This is a genomic window from Phycicoccus sp. 3266, from assembly GCF_031456495.1.
In the GTDB taxonomy this organism is placed as follows: domain Bacteria; phylum Actinomycetota; class Actinomycetes; order Actinomycetales; family Dermatophilaceae; genus Pedococcus.
Genome location: NZ_JAVDUW010000001.1, coordinates 687,099 through 705,043 on the forward strand (window position 1 = coordinate 687,099; position 17,945 = coordinate 705,043).

Annotated in this window: 16 protein-coding genes; 5 read left to right on the top strand and 11 right to left on the bottom strand. The window is 73.8% G+C overall.

All coding sequences use genetic code 11. The features are described 5' to 3' along the window. Positions 1 to 6: 6 nt before the first annotated feature. Together J2X64_RS03335 and J2X64_RS03340 are read right to left on the bottom strand one after the other, a co-directional pair. Positions 7 to 1,071: an LLM class F420-dependent oxidoreductase gene (locus J2X64_RS03335; RefSeq protein WP_310149570.1), complete on the bottom strand. Its 1,065-nt coding sequence runs from the start codon at positions 1,069 to 1,071 to the stop codon at positions 7 to 9. A 75-nt stretch (positions 1,072 to 1,146) separates the two neighbouring features. Beyond that, the gene (locus J2X64_RS03340) at positions 1,147 to 3,288 is read right to left on the bottom strand and encodes an acyltransferase family protein (protein ID WP_310149573.1); all 2,142 of its coding nucleotides are present in this window, start codon (positions 3,286 to 3,288) and stop codon (positions 1,147 to 1,149) included. Positions 3,289 to 3,438: 150 nt separating this feature from the next. Here J2X64_RS03340 and wecB point away from each other — a divergent pair, with 150 nt between their 5' ends. Genes wecB through J2X64_RS03355 form a run of 3 tightly spaced genes read left to right on the top strand, consistent with a single transcriptional unit; the run spans position 3,439 to position 7,180 of the window. After that, entirely contained in the window at positions 3,439 to 4,524 is a 1,086-nt protein-coding gene (gene wecB, locus J2X64_RS03345; protein ID WP_310149575.1) for a non-hydrolyzing UDP-N-acetylglucosamine 2-epimerase, read from the top strand. 9 nt (positions 4,525 to 4,533) lie between these two features. Continuing rightward, a complete protein-coding gene (locus J2X64_RS03350) occupies positions 4,534 to 5,676 on the top strand; it encodes a glycosyltransferase (protein WP_310149578.1) in 1,143 nt (380 codons plus the stop codon). 1 nt (position 5,677) lies between these two features. Next, a complete protein-coding gene (locus J2X64_RS03355) occupies positions 5,678 to 7,180 on the top strand; it encodes a lipopolysaccharide biosynthesis protein (protein ID WP_310149582.1) in 1,503 nt (500 codons plus the stop codon). Between the two features lie 6 nt (positions 7,181 to 7,186). On the opposite strand, the gene J2X64_RS03360 is transcribed toward J2X64_RS03355, so the two are convergent. From J2X64_RS03360 to J2X64_RS03385, 6 genes are read right to left on the bottom strand one after another with little or no spacing between them, the layout of a single operon-like run. After that, on the bottom strand, positions 7,187 to 8,356 hold the full coding sequence (locus J2X64_RS03360; protein ID WP_310149585.1) for a glycosyltransferase: 1,170 nt from the start codon (positions 8,354 to 8,356) through the stop codon (positions 7,187 to 7,189). After that, positions 8,353 to 9,519 (bottom strand): glycosyltransferase family 4 protein, encoded by a 1,167-nt coding sequence (locus J2X64_RS03365; RefSeq protein ID WP_310149588.1) that lies wholly within the window; start codon positions 9,517 to 9,519, stop codon positions 8,353 to 8,355. The genes J2X64_RS03360 and J2X64_RS03365 overlap by 4 nt, the downstream gene beginning before the upstream one ends. A 2-nt stretch (positions 9,520 to 9,521) precedes the next feature. Beyond that, complete coding sequence (locus J2X64_RS03370; RefSeq protein ID WP_310149596.1) at positions 9,522 to 10,535, bottom strand: Gfo/Idh/MocA family oxidoreductase; 1,014 nt, start codon at positions 10,533 to 10,535, stop codon at positions 9,522 to 9,524. Positions 10,536 to 10,537: 2 nt separating this feature from the next. After that, positions 10,538 to 11,659: a DegT/DnrJ/EryC1/StrS family aminotransferase gene (locus J2X64_RS03375; protein ID WP_310149598.1), complete on the bottom strand. Its 1,122-nt coding sequence runs from the start codon at positions 11,657 to 11,659 to the stop codon at positions 10,538 to 10,540. A 5-nt stretch (positions 11,660 to 11,664) separates the two neighbouring features. Continuing rightward, positions 11,665 to 12,258: an acyltransferase gene (locus tag J2X64_RS03380; RefSeq protein ID WP_310149602.1), complete on the bottom strand. Its 594-nt coding sequence runs from the start codon at positions 12,256 to 12,258 to the stop codon at positions 11,665 to 11,667. Positions 12,259 to 12,260: 2 nt separating this feature from the next. Continuing rightward, entirely contained in the window at positions 12,261 to 13,565 is a 1,305-nt protein-coding gene (locus J2X64_RS03385; RefSeq protein WP_310149605.1) for a nucleotide sugar dehydrogenase, read from the bottom strand. 164 nt (positions 13,566 to 13,729) lie between these two features. Here J2X64_RS03385 and J2X64_RS03390 point away from each other — a divergent pair, with 164 nt between their 5' ends. Beyond that, entirely contained in the window at positions 13,730 to 14,185 is a 456-nt protein-coding gene (locus tag J2X64_RS03390; protein WP_310149607.1) for a CoA-binding protein, read from the top strand. Between the two features lie 102 nt (positions 14,186 to 14,287). On the opposite strand, the gene J2X64_RS03395 is transcribed toward J2X64_RS03390, so the two are convergent. The 3 genes from J2X64_RS03395 to J2X64_RS03405 all read right to left on the bottom strand — a co-directional run bounded on the left by J2X64_RS03395 (position 14,288) and on the right by J2X64_RS03405 (position 17,214). Continuing rightward, positions 14,288 to 15,343, bottom strand: coding sequence for a cell wall-binding repeat-containing protein (locus J2X64_RS03395; protein ID WP_310149609.1), 1,056 nt, complete (start codon positions 15,341 to 15,343; stop codon positions 14,288 to 14,290). Between the two features lie 135 nt (positions 15,344 to 15,478). Beyond that, positions 15,479 to 16,006, bottom strand: coding sequence for a 5-(carboxyamino)imidazole ribonucleotide mutase (gene purE / locus J2X64_RS03400; protein WP_310149611.1), 528 nt, complete (start codon positions 16,004 to 16,006; stop codon positions 15,479 to 15,481). Continuing rightward, positions 16,003 to 17,214, bottom strand: coding sequence for a 5-(carboxyamino)imidazole ribonucleotide synthase (locus J2X64_RS03405; protein ID WP_310149614.1), 1,212 nt, complete (start codon positions 17,212 to 17,214; stop codon positions 16,003 to 16,005). The genes purE and J2X64_RS03405 overlap by 4 nt, the downstream gene beginning before the upstream one ends. A gap of 113 nt (positions 17,215 to 17,327) precedes the next feature. Between J2X64_RS03405 and J2X64_RS03410 the strand changes: the two genes are divergently transcribed. Next, positions 17,328 to 17,807, top strand: coding sequence for a GtrA family protein (locus J2X64_RS03410; protein ID WP_310149616.1), 480 nt, complete (start codon positions 17,328 to 17,330; stop codon positions 17,805 to 17,807). Positions 17,808 to 17,945 lie beyond the last annotated feature (138 nt).

The following is a 17,945-nucleotide window of genomic DNA, read 5'->3' on the forward strand; positions in this document are numbered from 1 at the left end:
CGGGCCTCAGATCTCCTGGCGGAGGTGCCAGAGGTGGCCGTGCTCCTCGCGGTCGAGCAGCTCTGGCATGACGTCGCGCTCGAACATCGCGATGCCGGTGGTGTCGTACGCCGCCTCGAAGAAGTAGGTGATGAGGTACCGCATCCCGAGGCCCTCGAGCTCACGCAGCCGCTCGACCAGCTGCTCGGCGGTGCCGACGCCGGGCGACCGGCGCAGCTCCTCCATCCGGCGCTCGCGCTGGGCGTCCGGGACACCGGCGCCCTTCATGTGGTCGTCGAGCCAGGCCAGGCGGTCCGCGATCTCCCGCTCGTCCGCGCCGATGACGATGTCGAGGTTGGTGGTGCGGGTGATCTCGGAGAAGTCGCGACCCACGTCCTGGCACCGCTGCCGCAGCACCTCGGACTTGTGCTGGAAGTCCTCGGGGACGCCGGAGCCGAAGTTGGTGTAGTCGGCGTACTGCGCGGCGATCCGCAGGGTGACCTTCTCGCCGCCGCCGGCGACCCACATGGGGATGTTGTTGGCCTTCGAACCCGGCTGGGCGGTCCCCTGCAGGGGCAGCGGGCGGCACAGCGCGCCGTCGGTGGTCCAGTGCTTGCCGGAGAAGGTGGACGTCCCCTCGGTCCACATCTGGCGGAAGATCTGCACGCCCTCGTCGAGGCGCGCGAGCCGCTCGCCCGCCCCGGGGAAGCCGTAGCCGTAGGCCTTCCACTCGTGCTCGTACCAGCCGGCGCCGATGCCCATCTCGAGCCGGCCCTCGGACACGACGTCGACGGTGGCCGCGACCTTCGCCAGGTAGGCCGGGTTCCGGTAGCTCATGCAGGTGCACATCTGCCCGAGCCGCACCCGGCCGGTGACACCGGCGAAGGCGGCCATGAGGGTCCACGCCTCGTGGGTGGCCTCCTCGGTGGGGACCGGCACGGTGTGGAAGTGGTCGTACACCCAGATCGACGCCCAGTCCTCGTTGGCGTCGGCACGGCGCGCGAGACCGGCCATCACGCCCCAGTGCTGGCTCGGGTCGATCCCGACGAGGTCCATCTTCCAGCCCTGCGGGATGAACAGTCCGAACTTCATGGCGCTCCTCGGGTCGCGTGCCTGCGGCGTACGACCCTCACCCTAGGTGTGCCGCCGGGCGCACGCCGCGCGGGCTCAGGAGCCGTCGTCGGGCGCGTGCTCGCGGACCGCCCGGGCGAGGTACGGCCCGAGGGTGGCCGAGTAGGTGGCGCTGAGGTGGTTGGTGTCGTGCAGGACGTTGGCACCGCCGACGACGCTGCGGCACGTCCGGGGGTCGCAGACGTGGTCGGTGAGGTCGACCAGCGCCACCGCGCCGGTGCCGCGCGACAGCTGCCGCATCGCGTTCTCGAACGGGCCCGGACGGGCGACCGACGAGCGCTCCACCGAGCAGGCCGACAGGTCGTCGAGGTGCTGGTTGGTGCACCCCGGGTCGAGGACGCCGGGCTTGTTCGGCACGTCCACCAGCCCCAGGACGACGGCACCCTGCTGCCGCCACCGGCCGAAGGCGGCCGCCATGGCGTCGCGGTACTGCTCGTCCTGGCCGCGGCCGGAGCCGTCCTGGAGCCACTCGCGGGTGCTCGCGACCGAGACGACGACCACGTCGGGGTGGTCCTGCGCGATCGCCCGGTCGATGGCCGGCCCGAAGCCCGGGCACACCTTCGCCGCGCGTCCCGGTATGCCGCGTGGCGACTGCGGGACGCTGAACGGCAGGCAGCCGCCGATCGCCATGCCGGTGGCGCGCCAGCCCTCCTGCCGGGCGGCCCGCGCCAGCGCCGGCAGGTACATCTGGGCGTGCGAGTCGCCGACGAGGAAGACCGACAGGGCCGCGTCGTCCCCACCGGAGAAGTCGCAGTCGGTCCGCGGCTTCCAGTCCGCCACGGTGGTGTCCGGGTCCTCGGCGCACGGTGCTGCCGGGTGGAAGTCCTTGTCGGCGGCGGACACGGGACCGACGAGCGGCATGCGGTACGGGTCCCCGCAGGCGGGGTCGAGGGCCGCGGCGCCGAAGCACCTCCCCGTGCGTGCGGCGGCGAGCCGGTCGGCCGCCGCCGCGGTCCGGGCGTCGCCCACCAGGACCAGACCGCCGGAGAGGGCCAGGACGGTGGCCATCCCTGCGGCGGTGGCGACGAAGGCGCGCCGGCGGGTCGCCTTGAGCGGGGCCCAGCGCTGGCCCGCTAGCTCGACGTACCGGCGGGTCGACCACGCGAGCACGACGGTGAGGGCGAGCACGAGGGCGCGGGTCAGCCTGCCGTCCTCCCCGGTCACGTAGGGCAGCACCACGATGAGGGGCCAGTGCCACAGGTAGACCGAGTACGACACGTCACCGAGCAGCTGCACGGGCCGCAGGCCGGTCAGCGGCGCGAGCGGCGCCCGGGCCCGGCCCTCGCCCCCGGCGATCACGGCTGCGGCACCGAGGACCGGCAGCAGGGCCCACGTGCCGGGGATCGGCGTGCTCGCGTCGAACACCACCATGGCGACGCCCATGGCCGCCCACCCCGCGACCGCGAGGCCGCCCGCGACGGTGGCGGGCACGAGGGGCCGGGGCCGCTGCCGGCCCTCGGCCACGCGCCCGAGACGTGCCGTGGCGAGGACGCCCACGAGGGCCCCGACCCCGAACTCCCAGGCGCGGGTCCAGGTGAGGAAGTACGCGCCCGTGGGGTTGTGGGCGGTCTGCAGGGCGCTGAGGACCAGCGAGGTGAGCACGACGGCCGACACCCCGGTGGCCACGGACCGCAGCACGGGGGCGGGATCCCGTTCGGCGCGGCTCGCCGCCCAGCGGCGGCCGAGCGCGACCGCGGCCAGCAGGAGGCCCGGCCACAGCAGGTAGAACTGCTCCTCGACGCTCAGCGACCAGTAGTGCTGGAACGCGCTCGCCGCCTGGTCGTGGGCCATGTAGTCGACCGACAGCCGGACGAGCTGGAAGTTCTCGACGTAGAGGGTCGACGCGACCGCCTCGCCGATGTTCCGGTCCCACACCGTCACGGGCACGACCAGGAGCATGGCGAGCAGGGTGACGGTGACGACGAGCAGCGCGGCCGGGAGCAGGCGGCGGGCCCGGCGGGCGTAGAAGGCGAGCAGGTCGACCGAGCCGGTCGTGGTCAGCTCGCGCAGAAGGTGCAGGCTGATGAGGTAGCCCGAGATGACGAAGAAGACGTCGACGCCGACGTAGCCGCCGGTCAGCCGGTTCGGCCAGAGGTGGTTGAGCACGACGCCGGTGACCGCGAGCGCCCGCAGGGCCTGGACGTCGGCGCGGAAGCCCGACGGGGACCGTCCGGCCATGCCGCGCTCTCCTCGTCGTCCTGTGCTCGCGTCCACGGGCCCGGGATCACCGGGCCGCCGTCGAGGATAGGCCAGGAGGCGCCCCGGACCCCAACCGACGGCCCCGGCGCGGCGTCTGGTCCCGGTCCCCGGGCCAGTAGGGTTCCGCTCGTGAAGGTCCTCAGCGTCGTCGGCGCGCGCCCGCAGTTCGTCAAGCTCGCACCCGTTGCCTCGGCCCTGGAGCGGGCCGGCAGCGAGCACGTGATCGTGCACACCGGGCAGCACTACGACGCCGGGATGTCCGACGTCTTCTTCCGCGACCTCGGCATCCCGCAGCCGGACGTGCACCTCGCGGTCGGCTCGGGCACCCACGGCCGCCAGACCGGGGCCATGCTCGCCGCCATGGACGAGGTGCTGGAGACGCACCGACCGGACTGGGTCCTCGTCTACGGCGACACGAACTCGACCGTCGCCGGCGCCCTCGCCGCGGTGAAGATGCACATCCCGCTCGCCCACCTCGAGGCCGGTCTGCGCTCGTTCAACCGGCGCATGCCCGAGGAGCACAACCGCGTGCTGACCGACCACGCCGCCGACCTGTGCCTCGCCCCCACCGACGTGGCCATGCGACACCTCGCCGACGAGGGCCTGGCCGCGCGCAGCGTCATGGTCGGTGACGTCATGACCGACGTGCTGCTCACCGTCCGCGACGCCGTCGCCGACCGCGAGCCCGAGCTGCCCCCGGGCCTGGACGAGGGCGCGCCGTACCGCGTCGCGACCCTGCACCGGGCCGAGAACACCGACGACCCGCAGCGCCTGCGGGCCATCGTGCAGGCGCTGGCCGGCCTCGACGAGCCGGTCCTGCTCCTGGCCCACCCGCGGCTGCGGGCCAAGGCCGCGGAGATGGGACTCGACCTCGCCGGTGGGGCCCTGACGGTGGCCGACCCGCTCCCCTACCCGGCACTCATCCGCGCGGTCATGTCGAGCGTGGGTGTCGTCACCGACTCCGGCGGGCTGCAGAAGGAGGCCTTCCTGCTGCGGGTGCCCTGCACCACGATCCGCACCGAGACCGAGTGGACCGAGACGGTGGACCTGGGCTGGAACGTCCTGGTGCCGGACCCGTCGACCCTGGCCGTCGCCGTCGCGCGCCCGGCCCCCTCCCCGACGGACGCCGCGCCGTACGGCACCGGCGACGCCGCCGACCGGGCCGTCGCCGCCCTGGTCGAGGCGCACGCGGGCCGGGACGTCGCGCTCGCATAGGATTCCGACGTGCCGAGCCCCCGGATCCTGTGCATCTCCCTGTCCCCGATCCACCGGGACGCACGGGTCCTCCGGCAGCTCGCGGTGCTCGCCGAGCACGGTGAGGTGACCACGGTGGGCTACGGGCCGACCCCGGCCCACGCGACCTCCCACGTCCAGGTCCCCGACTCGGCGCTCACGCTGCCGCAGACGCCGGTCGGCGTGGTGAAGCTGGCGCTGCACCGGCTGCGCAGCGCCGAGCTCGACGCCCCCGCCGTGAAGTACGCACTCGGCGCGCTCGCCGGCCAGTCGTTCGACCTCGTCGTCGCCAACGACGCGCGGGCCCTGGCGTTCGCGTTCGAGGTCGCCGGCGGCGCCCCGGTCTGGGGCGACATGCACGAGTGGGCGCCCGGCCAGCGCGACCAGTACTTCGTCTGGCGGCACATGGTCGCGCCGCTGATGGACCACATGTGCCGCACCTACCTGCCGCGCTGCGCCGCGGTGACGACGGTCGCCCAGAGCCTCGTCGAGGAGTACGCCCGGGTCTATGGCGTCACCCCCGAGCTCGTCCGCAACGCCCGGCCGTTCGAGGCCCTGACCCCGCAGCCGGTGCCCGAGGACGGCACGCTGCGGCTCGTGCACAGCGGCGGGGCCGAGCCGAACCGCAACCTGACCATGCTGGTCGACGCGGCCCTCGCCCTCCCCCACCTGACGCTCGACCTCTACCTCGTCCCGGCCGGCGACGGCGGCAGGTACCTGCGCACCCTGCAGGAGCGGGCCGGCGGCAGCGAGCGCGTCACGATCCACGACCCGGTGCCGCCGTCGGAGCTGCCGCGCACCCTCAACGCCTACGACGTCGGCGTGTTCTCGCTGCCGCCGGACAACTTCAACATGGAGAACTGCCTGCCGAACAAGCTGTTCGACTTCCTGCAGGCCCGGCTCGCGTTCGCCGTCAGCCCGTCGCCGGAGATGGCGCGGTTCGTCCGGGAGCACGGCCTCGGGGTCGTCAGCGCCGACTACTCGGGCGAGTCCTTCGTCGAGGCCCTGCGCACCCTCACGCCCGAGTCCGTCACGGCATACAAGGCGGCGTCCGACCGCCACGCGCACGAGCTGAGCAGCGCCACCGACGTGGCCACCTCGCACGCGCTCGTGACCCGGCTGCTCGGCCGCTGACGTGACCACTCCGTCCGACCAGCCCGCGTCGGGTCGCGCCGTCCTCTTCCGGCCGGTCCGGCTCGACCGGCCGGTGACGACGTCGATGGCCACGCGGGGGCTGCTCGGCCTCATGGGCACCGGCTCGCAGGGGGCGCTGCGGTTCCTCTCCAACGCCCTCGTCGGTCGCCTCGCCGGGCCGGCCGTGCTCGGCGCGTTCCAGGGCGCGATCTCCCTGGCCATGCTGCTGTCGCTGCTGTGGCCGACGACCACCGGATCGGCCGCTGCCAAGTTCCTGGCGCGGGCCCGTGGCGCCCAGGACCCCGAGCAGGCCCGGGCCGTGGCCGCGCACCTGTCCCGGCGGACCGTCCAGGCCGGTCTGCTGCTCGGGGTGGCCGCCGCGCCGCTGTGGTGGTTCACCTCCGGCGAGGACGTCAGCGTGCCGGGCGCCCTGTGCGTGGTGCTTCTCGTGCTCGGTTACAGCGGGTACGCGTTCAGCCGGGGCGTGCAGTACGGCGTGGGTGAGGTGTGGCGCGGCACCGTCTGGGACGTCATGACCTCGAGCCTGGGCCTGGTGGCGACCGGCATCGCCCTCGCCGCCGGGGTGCGCGGGCCGGCGCTGCTGCTGCCGCTGGCGTGCACGTACGGCCTCTACACGTTCGCCGGCTGGCCGCACGGCTCCCGTGGCACCCTCGACCGCGACCTGCGCCGCGAGATCGACTCGTTCGTCGCGCTCGGCGCGGCCGGCTCGATCGCCAGCGCCGGCTTCCTCCAGCTGTCGATGCTGGTCGTCAAGGCCGTCTCGGACAAGGCGGAGGCCGGGCACTACGCCGCCGCCATGACCTTGGCCACCCCGGCCTCCCTGCTCGCCGGTTCGCTCAGCCTCGTGCTGTTCCCGTCCATGGCCGAGGCGTGGGGGCGTGCGGACGTCGAGGGCTTCCGGCGCCAGACCGACCAGGCGACGCGCGCGCTCTTCGTCACGATGGTCGCCGTCTTCGGGACCCTCGCGCTGTGCGGCCGGCTCGTCGTCGCCCTCATCTGGGGCTCGGCCTACGTCGAGACGGGGCGCCTGCTGCCGGTGCTCCTGGCCGCGGTGCTGGCCACGACCCTCGGCGTCGCGAGCGTCAACGCCATCACCACCGGTGAGCGTCGCGGGATGCTGCTGACCACCCTCGCCAGCCTGGCCGGGATGCTCGTGGGCGTCGTCGCCTGGCTGCTGCTCGTGCCGTCGATGGGCCCGATGGGCGTGGCCCTGGGGTACCTCGCCGGGACGACGATCATCGCCGGGGTGCCGTTCGTGGCCACCTGGCGCCGGTACGGCCACGAGTGGGCCGGCCTGGTGCTGAGGCTGCTCGTCGCGGTCGTCGCCGTGGGGGCGGCGTGCGTCGTCGGTTGGCAGCAGCAGTGGGGAGCGGTCGCGCAGCTCGGCACCGCCGTGCTCTTCCTCGCGGCGTGGCTGGTCGCCGGCCGTGGCGAGGTGCGCACCCTCGTGGGCGGCCGCCTGCAGCGGCTGCGCCGTCGCTGACGCGCCTCAGCCCAGCAGCGCCTCGTAGTGCTCGCCGAGGGCGGCGGCGCTGACCGGCATGCTGCGCTGCGTCACGACGAACTCGCGGGCCCGCGCCGCCATGGCCGCGTGCTCGGCCGGGTCGAGGCCGAGTATGCCGGCGACGGCGTCGGCGAGGGCCGTCACGTCGCCGTGGGGCACCAGGGAGCCCGTGCGGTCCGGTTCGAGCATCTCGGGCTTGCCACCGCTGGCGTACGCGACCACCGGCACGCCGCACGCCTGCGCCTCGAGCAGGACGAGACCGGCAGCCTCACGGGGCGTGCTCGGCAGGACCAGGACGTGCCCCCCGCGCAGCGCGTCGCGGACCCCCTCCCGGTCCCGCGGGCCCGCCACCGTGAGATGGGGGTTTCTGCGGGCCTGCTCCTCCAGGACCGGCCGCAGCGGGCCGTCCCCGACGAGGACCAGCTCGTGCTCGACGCCGCGCCGCGCGAGGTCGAGCGAGGCCTCGACCAGGTCGGGGACGCCCTTGTACGCCGCGAGCCGTCCGACGAACAGCACCCGTGGCGGTCCCGCCCCGGCAGCGGCGTCCGGCCCCTCCCCCGGCGTGAGGAAGTCGGTGTCGACGCCCTGGTGGTGCACCTCGACGCGGCCGGGGTCGGCGCCGGCGGCCACGGCGGCGTCGGCCAGGAACCGGCTCACGCACAACACGCGGTCGGCCTCGTGGAGCACGCCGAGCACGTTGCGGCGGTGCCAGGCGTAGCGGGGGTCGCGCCCGGCATACGAGGTCGTGAAGACGTCGGAGCCGTGCAGGGTGGCGAGCAGAGGCGCCCGCAGCGCGGCCGCGGCGTGGCGCGCCGGGCTGGACCACGTGCCGAACTGCTGGTGCAGCAGGTCCGGCCCGGACCGCCGCAGCTCCCGCGAGAGGCGGCCGAGGACCAGCGGCAGCAGGAACTCGCGCCGGCGGAACGGCACCCGGTGCAGGCCGAGCGCGTCGTGGACGGGCAGGGGCAGCGGCTCGGCGATCTGCGTCGCGAGGGCGTGGAACTCGATCTCGAACCGGTCCCGCAGCGGCAGCGCCTGCTCGAGGGTGAAGTACGTCGGCGGCACCCGCAGCGTCCCGTGGACGACGGCGACGCGCGGCCTGGCGCCGGGCCCCCTCACGACGCCGGGTCCGCTCACCGCGCCGGACCCGCTCACCGTGCCGGGACCTGTCCGACCCGCTCCAGCACGGCCGCGGCGGCGGCGCGGCAGGCGGCGTCGAGCGAGGCGTTCGCGGCGGTCCAGGTGACGAGGTGGTCCGCCGCCGGGACCGTTCCCGTGGTGGCGGCGTCCATGGCGTCGGCGACGGCCACCGGGTCGTGGTCCACCGCCCAGCCGAGGCCCTCGTCGTGGACGAGCTGGCGGCTGGCCCCCACCCCGGCGAACACCACGGGCGTGCCGCAGCCCGTGGCCGCGTAGATCTTGGTCGGCTTGGCGAAGTCGTAGCCCAGGCCGGGGCGGATCGACACCAGGGCCGCCTGCGCCCCGCGCAGCCAGGTCGCGGCCTCGGGGGGCGCGACCACCCCGGGGAAGTCCACCGCGCCGGGCACGAGCCGCTCGGCGAGCTCGCGCAGGTGCGGCAGCTCGCTGCCCTGGCCGACGAAGACGAGCCGGCTGCGGCCGCCGCGCCGCCGGTGCTCGGCGAGGGCCTCGACGAAGACGGTGGCGCCCTGCCACTCCGACATGGTGCCGGTGTAGACGAAGTACGGCTCCGCGGCCTCGGTGCGCGGCCCGTCGGGGCGGAAGACGCTGGTGTCGACGCCGTTGCCCACGGTGACGACCCGCTCGGCGGGCACGCCCAGGGCCTCGACCTTCTCGGTGACGCCGTCGGAGATCGACAGCACCGCCCGTGCCCCGCGCAGCACCCGCGACTCGACGAACCGCAGCGCCCGGCTGACCCAGCCCGGTGCGCCGGCCGCCGAGGACGCCTCGCTCCAGATGTCGGCGGCGAACCAGACGTACGGCCGTCGCTGCAGCGCGGCGACGACCCGCATCACCGCGCCGGTGGTCGGCGGCGGCTCGACGACGTACAGGTCCGGGCGGGGGCGCAGCAGCGCCCGCAGCACCAGCGGCAGGTCGTAGCTGAGGTACTGGACGTACCCGCGGATGTTGCCGTTCTCGTCCCGCAGGGCCGGCCAGCGCGACACCCGCAGGGCGCCGTCGTCCGCCGGGGCCGAGCCGGCCGGGGGCCGGGTGGTGAGCACCTCGACCCGGCACCCCGTGTCGGCGAACGCCTGCCCGAGGGTCCGCAGGCGGAACGCCGCCGCGGCCACCTCGGGTGCGAACAGCCGCGCCGTGATGCGGACGAGCGGCGCGCCCACGGTCAGGAGGTGGAGTCGAGCGCCGCCGCGGTGAGGTCGATCGAGCGCCCGGTCTTCGCGGACTCGATGCACGCCTCCGCGACCCGCACGGTGCTCAGGCCCTGCTCCATCGTGACGATGTCGGCGTCCTTGCCCAGGACCGCGTCGCGGAAGTTCTCGTGCTCCACGCGCAGCGGCTCGGGCTTGGCGATGGCGTACCGCACCACGTCGCCCTCGGACACGCCGCGGAACTGCGCGAGGCCAGACCACGTGGTCTGGATCTCGCCGTTGGCGTAGAACGTGAGGTCGGCGGTGAGGGTGTCCGCGATGAACGTGCCCCGCTCGCCGGTGATGACCGTGACCCGCTCCTTGAGCGGCGACAGCCAGTTGACGAGGTGGTTGGTCACCGTGCCGCTGGCCAGCTGGCCCACGACCGCCACGAGGTCCTCGTGCTCGCGCCCCGACTTGTATGCCGTGCGCGCCGCGACCGAGGTGTACTCCTGCTGGGTCACCCAGGCGGTGAGGTCGATGTCGTGGGTGCCGAGGTCCTTGACCACGCCGACGTCGGCGATGCGGGCCGGGAACGGGCCCTGGCGCCGCGTGGTCACCTGGTAGACGTCGCCGAGCTCGCCGGCCTCGAGCCGCGCCCGCGCCTGCTGGAGGGCGGGGTTGTACCGCTCGATGTGCCCGACGGCGCCGACGAGGCCCTTGGCCGCGAACGCCTCCGCGAGCCGCGTGGCCGAGGGGGTGTCCTGGGCGAGCGGCTTCTCGATGATCGCGTGCACCCCGGCCTCGGCCAGGGCGAGACCGACCTGCTCGTGGAACGCGGTCGGGACCGCGACCATGCAGTAGTCGATGCCGGTCTCGATCAGCTGCTCGACCGTCTCGAGGACGGGACGGCCGCCGGCGACACCGTGGACGTCACCACCCGGGTCCGCCACGGCGACGAGGTCGACGCCCTCGAGCGAGCCGAGGACACGGGCGTGGTGGCGCCCCATCATGCCGAGGCCGATGAGGCCCGCGCGCAGGTTCGCCATCGTCAGGCACCCGCCTTCGCGAGGGTGTTCACCGCGGTCACGATGCGCTCGAGGTCGCTTTGGCTCAGCGAGGGGTGGACCGGCAGCGACAGGCACTCGGCGGCGGCCTTCATCGTCTCCGGCAGGTCGGAGTCCGACGTGGTGCCGGCGAACGGCTTCAGCTGGTGGTTCGGCACCGGGTAGAACATGCCCGAGCCGACGTTGAACTCCTCGCGCAGCGCCTTGGCGAAGCCGTCCCGGTCCTGGGGCACGCGGACCGTGTACTGGTGGTAGACGTGCACGGCACCCTCGGCGACGGGCGGGGGCGTGACGCCCTCGAGGTTCGCGGAGAGGAACGCGGCGTTGTCCTGGCGCTGCTTGGTCCAGCCGTCGACCTTGGTCAGCTGGACCCGGCCGATGGCGGCGTGGATGTCGGTCATGCGGTTGTTCAGGCCGACGACCTCGTTGTGGTACTGCTGCAGCATGCCCTGGTTGCGGTAGAGCCGCATGAGCCGCTCGGTCTCGTCGTCGGCGACGGAGACCATGCCGCCCTCACCGGCGGTCATGTTCTTCGTCGGGTAGAGCGAGAACATCGCGAACTGGCCGAACGCGCCGACCGGCGTGCCGCCGAGCGAGGCGCCGTGGGCCTGCGCGGCGTCCTCGAACACCTTGAGGCCGTGCTTGTCGGCGACCTCCTGCAGCTGCGGCATCTTGGCCGGGTGGCCGTACAGGTGCACCGGCATGATGCCGACGGTCTTGTCCGTGATGGCAGCCTCGACGGCGGCCGGGTCGAGGCAGAAGTCGTCGGCGCTGATGTCGGCGAAGACCGGGGTCGCACCGGTCAGCGCGACCGAGTTGCAGGTCGCCGCGAAGGTGAACGACGGGACGATGACCTCGGCGCCGGGGCCGACGCCGGAGGACAGCAGGCCGAGGTGCAGGCCCGAGGTGCCGGAGTTGACGGCGACGCAGGCGCGGCCGAGGCCGAAGTGGGCGCCGAACTCCTCCTCGAACGCCTTGACCTCCGGGCCCTGCGCGAGCATCCCGGAGCGCAGGACGCGGTCGACCGCCTCGCGCTCCTCGTCGCCGATGAGCGGCTTGGCGGGCGGGATGAACTCGCCGGTCGCCGTGCTGGTGGTCTGGGACATGGCGGTCAGGCCTCCGTGAGGGTGTCGTTGTTCTCGAGGTAGGTGTCGCCGGTCGTGGGGCACACCCACGTGCCCGGCTCGCTGCCGGGCTCCAGCGGGGTGCCGGCCTTGCCGACCCAGCGGATGCGCCTGGCCGGCACACCGGCCACGAGCGCGAAGTCGGGGACGTCCTTGGTGACGACCGAGCCGGCCGCGACGAGCGCCCAGCGGCCGATGGTCACGGGGGCGACGCAGACGGACCGGGCGCCGATGGACGCGCCGGTGCGGCAGGTGACCCCCACGGCCTCCCAGTCGGCGCCGCTCTTGAGCGTGCCGTCCGGGTTGACCGCGCGGGGGTAGAAGTCGTTGGTGAAGACGACGGCCGGGCCCACGAAGACGCCGTCCTCGAGGACGGCCGGCTCGTAGACGAGGGCGTAGTTCTGCAGCTTGCAGTTGTCGCCGAGCGTCACGCCGGGTCCGACGTAGGCACCGCGGCCGACGACGCAGTTGCTGCCCAGCGTCGCGCCCTCGCGCACCTGCGCGAGGTGCCAGATCGAGCTGCCGTCACCGACGGTCGCCTCCGGGGAGACGTCGGCCGAGTCGACGATGCGGGCGGTCACGCTCAGCCGACCTTCTCGGCCTGGCCCACGACGAGGAAGCGCACCCCGTCGAAGCGGGCCGGGTCCAGGACCCGACGGCCGTCGACGACGACCTGGACGCCCGGGAAGTCGGCGGCGGACAGGTCGCGGTACTCGGCGTGGTCGGCCTGGACGACGACGACGTCCACCGGCTCACCGACGGAGTACGCGTCCCAGCCGAACTTCGCGAGCTCGTCCGCGGCATACATCGGGTCGTGGACCACGACGGAGGCGCCGGCCTCGCGCAGGGCGTCCACGGTCGCGAACACACCGGAGAACGCGGTCTCCTTGACCCCGCCGCGGTAGGAGGCGCCGAGCACGGCGACCGTCTTGCCTTCGAGCGAGCCGCCGGCGGCGCCGACCGTGAGCCCGACGGTGTATGCCGGCATGGCCGCGTTGGCCTCGCGGGCGGCACGGACGACCGTGGCGTCCGGGTCGTTCCACAGGTAGAGCCGCGGGTAGACCGGGATGCAGTGCCCGCCGACGGCGATGCCGGGACGGTGGATGTGGCTGTACGGCTGGGAGTTGCTGGCCTCGATGACCTGGAAGACGTCGATGCCGTTCTTGGCGGCGAAGGCGCCGAACTGGTTGGCAAGGCCGATGTTGACGTCGCGGTAGGTGGTCTCGGCGAGCTTGGCCATCTCGGCCGCCTCGGCGGACCCGAGGTCCCAGACGCCGTTCGGGCGGGCGAGGTCGGGGCGCTCGTCGAACTGCAGCACCTGCTCGTAGAACTCGACCGCGCGCTTGGCGCCCTCGTCGGACAGGCCGCCGAGCAGCTTGGGGTACTTGCGCAGGTCCTCGAAGACGCGGCCGGTGAGCACGCGCTCCGGGGAGAAGACCAGGTGGAAGTCGGTGCCCTCGGTGAGGCCGCTGCCCTGCTCCAGCTTCGGCTTCCACCGGGTGCGGGTGGTACCGACGGGGAGGGTGGTCTCGTAGACGACCAGGGTGCCCGGCTTGAGGCCGCGGGCGATGTCGTCGGTCGCGGAGTCCATCCACCCGAAGTCGGGGCGGGCCTCCTCGTCGACGAACAGCGGCACGACCACGACGACGGCGTCGCTCTCGGCGACCGCGGCGGCGGTGTCGGTGGTGGCCCGCAGGTTGCCCGCGGGGACGACCTCGGCGAGGTACTCCGCGAGGTGCGCCTCACCCGGGAACGGCTCGGTGCCGGCGTTGACCTGCTCCACGACGCCTGCGTTGACGTCTGCTCCGAGGACCTCGTGGCCCGACTTGGCGAACTGGACGGCGAGGGGCAGGCCGATCTTGCCCAGCCCGACGACTGTGATCTTCACGGTGTTCCTTCACGTTGGGGATCCCGGTCGATCCTAGAGGGTCCCAGCAGGTGGTCCGTCCGCGCACCTCGGGCCCCGAGGGTGCAACGGGCATGCGCGGGGGATGCACGGGTGACGCACCGGGTGCGCCTTGCGTGCTCGGCGCCACGTGTGATGCTGGGAGGGTGACGTTGAAGCACCAGAACGACCCGGACCTCATCCGCGAGCTGCTCGTCGACCCCGGGATCTGGGCCGTCGTGGGCCTGTCCCCCAACCGGGACCGCCCGGCCTACGACGTCGCCCGCTGGCTGAAGATGGAGCTCGGCAAGGGCCTCATCGCGGTCCACCCCTCGGCGCAGGAGGTGCACGACTCCCCCGCGTACGCCTCGCTCGCCGCGATCCCCGACGGCACCGACCTCAAGGTGGTCGACTGCTTCGTCAACTCCGAGCACGTCGGCGCCGTCGTGGACGAGGCCATCGAGCACCGCGACCGCCTGCAGATCGACGCCGTGTGGATGCAGCTCGACGTCGTCGACGAGGCGGCTGCGCACCGGGCCCGGGAGGCGGGCCTGGCGGTGGTCATGGACACCTGTCCCCGGATCGAGTGGCGGACCGTGCGCTCCGCCGGCATGGCCCGCTGACACATGGCACGGCCGGGGCGGTCACTCAGGACCACCCCGGCCGGTGTGCGGGACACCTCCGCCGCCACCCGGCCCCGAGGGGTCAGGCGGCGGCCGGCGGCGTCAGCAGGGCTTGAGCGCCAGGGCCGCGTCGGACACGGCCGCGGTGCCACCGAGCGCGGTGACCTTCGTGGCCCCCAGCCGGGTGATCTCGGCCAGCGTGGCCTTCGGGACGCAGTTCGCCTGGGTGAGCAGCAGCGGCCGGAAGGTGTCACCCGGGCCGTAGATGGACACGGGCGCACCCGCCAGGGCGTCCGGGTAGTTCATGCCGTTGGCGAGGAACACCTCCTGGGCCGAGGGCACCGTGGCCGCGGAGACCTTGGCCGCCGTCTCGAAGCGGTTCGCGCCACCGACCCGGGTCACCGGGACGGCGCTGCCGACCGTCGACCTCACCTGGCCGAGGACGGTGTCGGAGATCGCCCCGGTGCCACCGAGGACGACGACCTTGCTGGGCTTGATCCGCTTCAGGGCGGTGACCGTCTCGCTGGGGAGCTTGGTGGGCGTGGTCAGCAGCAGCGTGCCGCCGGCGATCGCGGCCGCCGCGCCGCCGCCGAGGGCGTCGGGGAAGGTCGTGCCGCTCGCGAGGTAGACGGGGACGCCGGTGATCGGCGGCTGGAAACCGTCCGAGGTCTGCGCCGCCGTGTCGTAGCGGTTGAGGCCGTCGATGGTGAACGTCGCGTTGGCCGGCGCGTGCTTGGCCAGCTGGGCGACCATCGAGTTGCTCACCGCGGCCGGGCCACCGACCACGATGATCTGCTGCGTCTGGAGCCGGTCGAGCTCCGCCGCGACCGATGAGGGCAGGGTGCCGGAGGTGGGCACGAGCAGGAGGGGCGCGTTGAGGAACGCACCCATCGGGCCGGCGCCGAGGGCGTCCGGGAACGACTGCCCGGACGCGACGACCACGGAGTCCTGGGGGGCGACGAAGTTCGCCTTGGAGATCGCGACGGCGGTCTTGTAGCGGTCGGAGCCGGCGAGGCGGCCCGTCGTGAGGGCCGTGAGGGCCGTGGCGGTCGCGGGGGCGGCGCCCGGCGCGGCACTGGGGGCGGCGAGGGCGGTGGTGCTCCCCGCGACGAGGGTGACGGCTGCCACGACGGGCAGCACCAGACGAAGACGGTTCATGCGGTGGCGTCTTTCCGTACGCGCGGGAGGTGCGGCCCGCGGGAGATGTGACGCCTGAGGTTAGCCCGCCGCACCCCGCCGCGGGCCCGAAACGGACAAAACCCCACGTGTCGCCCGCCGGTCGACGCGGATGCCTCAGCGGGCGGTGCGCTCCCGCAGCGCGGCGCCCTTGGCGTGGGCGGCGTCGCGCAGCGACGCCTGGAAGGCGGTCATCCGCTCGCGCAGCCCCTCGGCATACGCACCCTCGCCGGCAGCCAGCACGCGCACGGCGAGCAGGCCCGCGTTGCGCGCCCCGCCGATCGACACGGTCGCGACGGGCACGCCCGCGGGCATCTGGACGATCGACAGCAGCGAGTCCATGCCGTCGAGGTGCTTGAGCGGCACCGGCACGCCGATGACCGGCAGCGGCGTGACGGCGGCGAGCATCCCGGGCAGGTGGGCGGCTCCCCCGGCCCCGGCGATGACGACGCGCAGACCGCGGCCGGCAGCCTGCTGCCCGTAGGCGACCATCTCGTCGGGCATGCGGTGCGCGGAGACGACGTCCGCCTCGTAGGGCACCCCGAACTCCTCCAGCGCCAGCGCCGCCTGCTCCATGACCGGCCAGTCGCTGTCGCTGCCCATGACCAGCCCGACGAGGGGCTGCGTCGCCTCGGTGTCGCTCATTCCGTCACCACTCCCGTGAGGTAGTCGGCGGCGTGCTGGGCACGCTCGCGCAGGTCGGCGAGGTCGGTGCCGCTGACGTTGACGTGGCCGATCTTGCGACCGGGACGGACGGACTTGCCGTACAGGTGCACCTTGAGCCCGGGGTCGCGCGCCATGACGTGCCGGTATGCCGGGTAGAGCTCCGGGTAGTCGCCGCCGAGCACGTTGGCCATCACGGTCCACGGCGCCCGCGCTGCGGGCGAGCCGAGCGGGAGGTCGAGGACCGCACGCAGGTGCTGCTCGAACTGCCCGGTGACGGCGCCGTCCATAGACCAGTGGCCGGAGTTGTGCGGGCGCATGGCCAGCTCGTTGACGACGTACTCGGGCGCGCCCGTCTCGGGGTCGCGCACCTCGAACATCTCCACGGCGAAGACGCCGGTGACGCCGAGGTCCTCGGCGATGCGCAGCGCGGCCTCGGTGGCCACGGCCGCCAGGTGCGGGTCGAGGTCGGGGGCCGGGGCGAGCACCTCGGTGCAGATGCCGTCGGTCTGCACGGTCTCGACGACCGGCCACGCGGCGGCCTGGTCCGACGGGCTGCGCGCCACCAGGACGGCCAGCTCGCGGACGAAGTCGACCTTCTCCTCCAGCAGGAGGCCGTCGCGCAGCGGTCCGCTGCCCTGCGCGGCATCGCTGTCGGCCTGCTCCAGCCAGTCCGCGAGCTCCTCGACGGAGCCGACCACCCGTACGCCCTTGCCGTCGTACCCGCCCCGTGGCGTCTTGGCGACGATGGGCCACCCGACCTGCTCGGCGAACGTCTCGACGTCCGCGGCGGTCCGGGCCTGGGCCCACGCCGGGCAGGCGACGTCGATCTCGGTGAGGCGGTGGCGCATCGCCAGCTTGTCCTGGGCGAAGACCAGCGCGGCGGGGCTGGGGTGCAGGGCGACGCCGCGCTCCTCCAGCGCCGCGAGCACCTCCGGCGGCACGTGCTCGTGGTCGAAGGTGACGACGTCGCACTCGGCCGCGAAGGCGAGCACCGCGTCGACGTCGGTGTGCGACCCCACCGGGGCGGAGGGGATCACCTGCGCCGCCGCCGAGTCGGGCGCCTCGGCGAGGACCGACAGGGAGACGGCGAGCTCGGCGGCCGGGCCCGCGCACATGCGGGCCAGCTGGCCGCCACCGATGACACCGACCACGGGGAAGCCGCCGGGGGCGCGCTGCGGGGAGGTCACGCCGCGAGGATAGCGACGGGCGGGGCCCACCGTTCGTCCGGCACCCGGTCCCGTTCGTCCGGCACCCGGTCGTGGTGGCATCCGGGCACAGGCTGCCCCGGTACGCTCCAGCGGTGGCCCCCACCTCCGTCCTCGACCGCGCCCGCGGTGCCGTCGGGGTCCTCTACCGCGAGATGATCAAGTTCGGCGTCGTCGGTGCGGTCTCGTTCGTCGTCGACGTCGGCCTCATGAACGTGCTGCGGCACACCGTGATGGAGGACAAGCCCACGGGCGCCAAGGTCGTCTCGGCCTCGGTCGCGACCGCCATCGCGTGGATCGGCAACCGCGCGTGGACCTTCCGGCACCGGCGCAACCGTCCCGCGCACCACGAGGCCGGCCTGTTCTTCCTCACGAACGGCATCGCGCTGCTGATCGGTGCCGGCTGCATCGCGCTGTCGCACTACGGGTTCGGCCTGAAGTCGCTGACCGCCGACAACATCGCGAACGTCGTCGGCATCGCCCTCGGCACGCTCTTCCGGTTCTGGGCCTACCGCCAGTTCGTCTTCCGCCGCGAGCCCCTGGTCGACACCTCCCCCATCTCCGAGCACCACTGACCCCTCGGGCCGAGCGCCCTTCCGGCAAAACGGCAGTTGCGGCCATGAAACGGCACCTTTGAGGTGCCGTTTCACGCCAGCAACTGCCGTGTTGCGGGGACGACCCGGAGGCGCGCGGGTATGCCGGGGTGCGGGTGT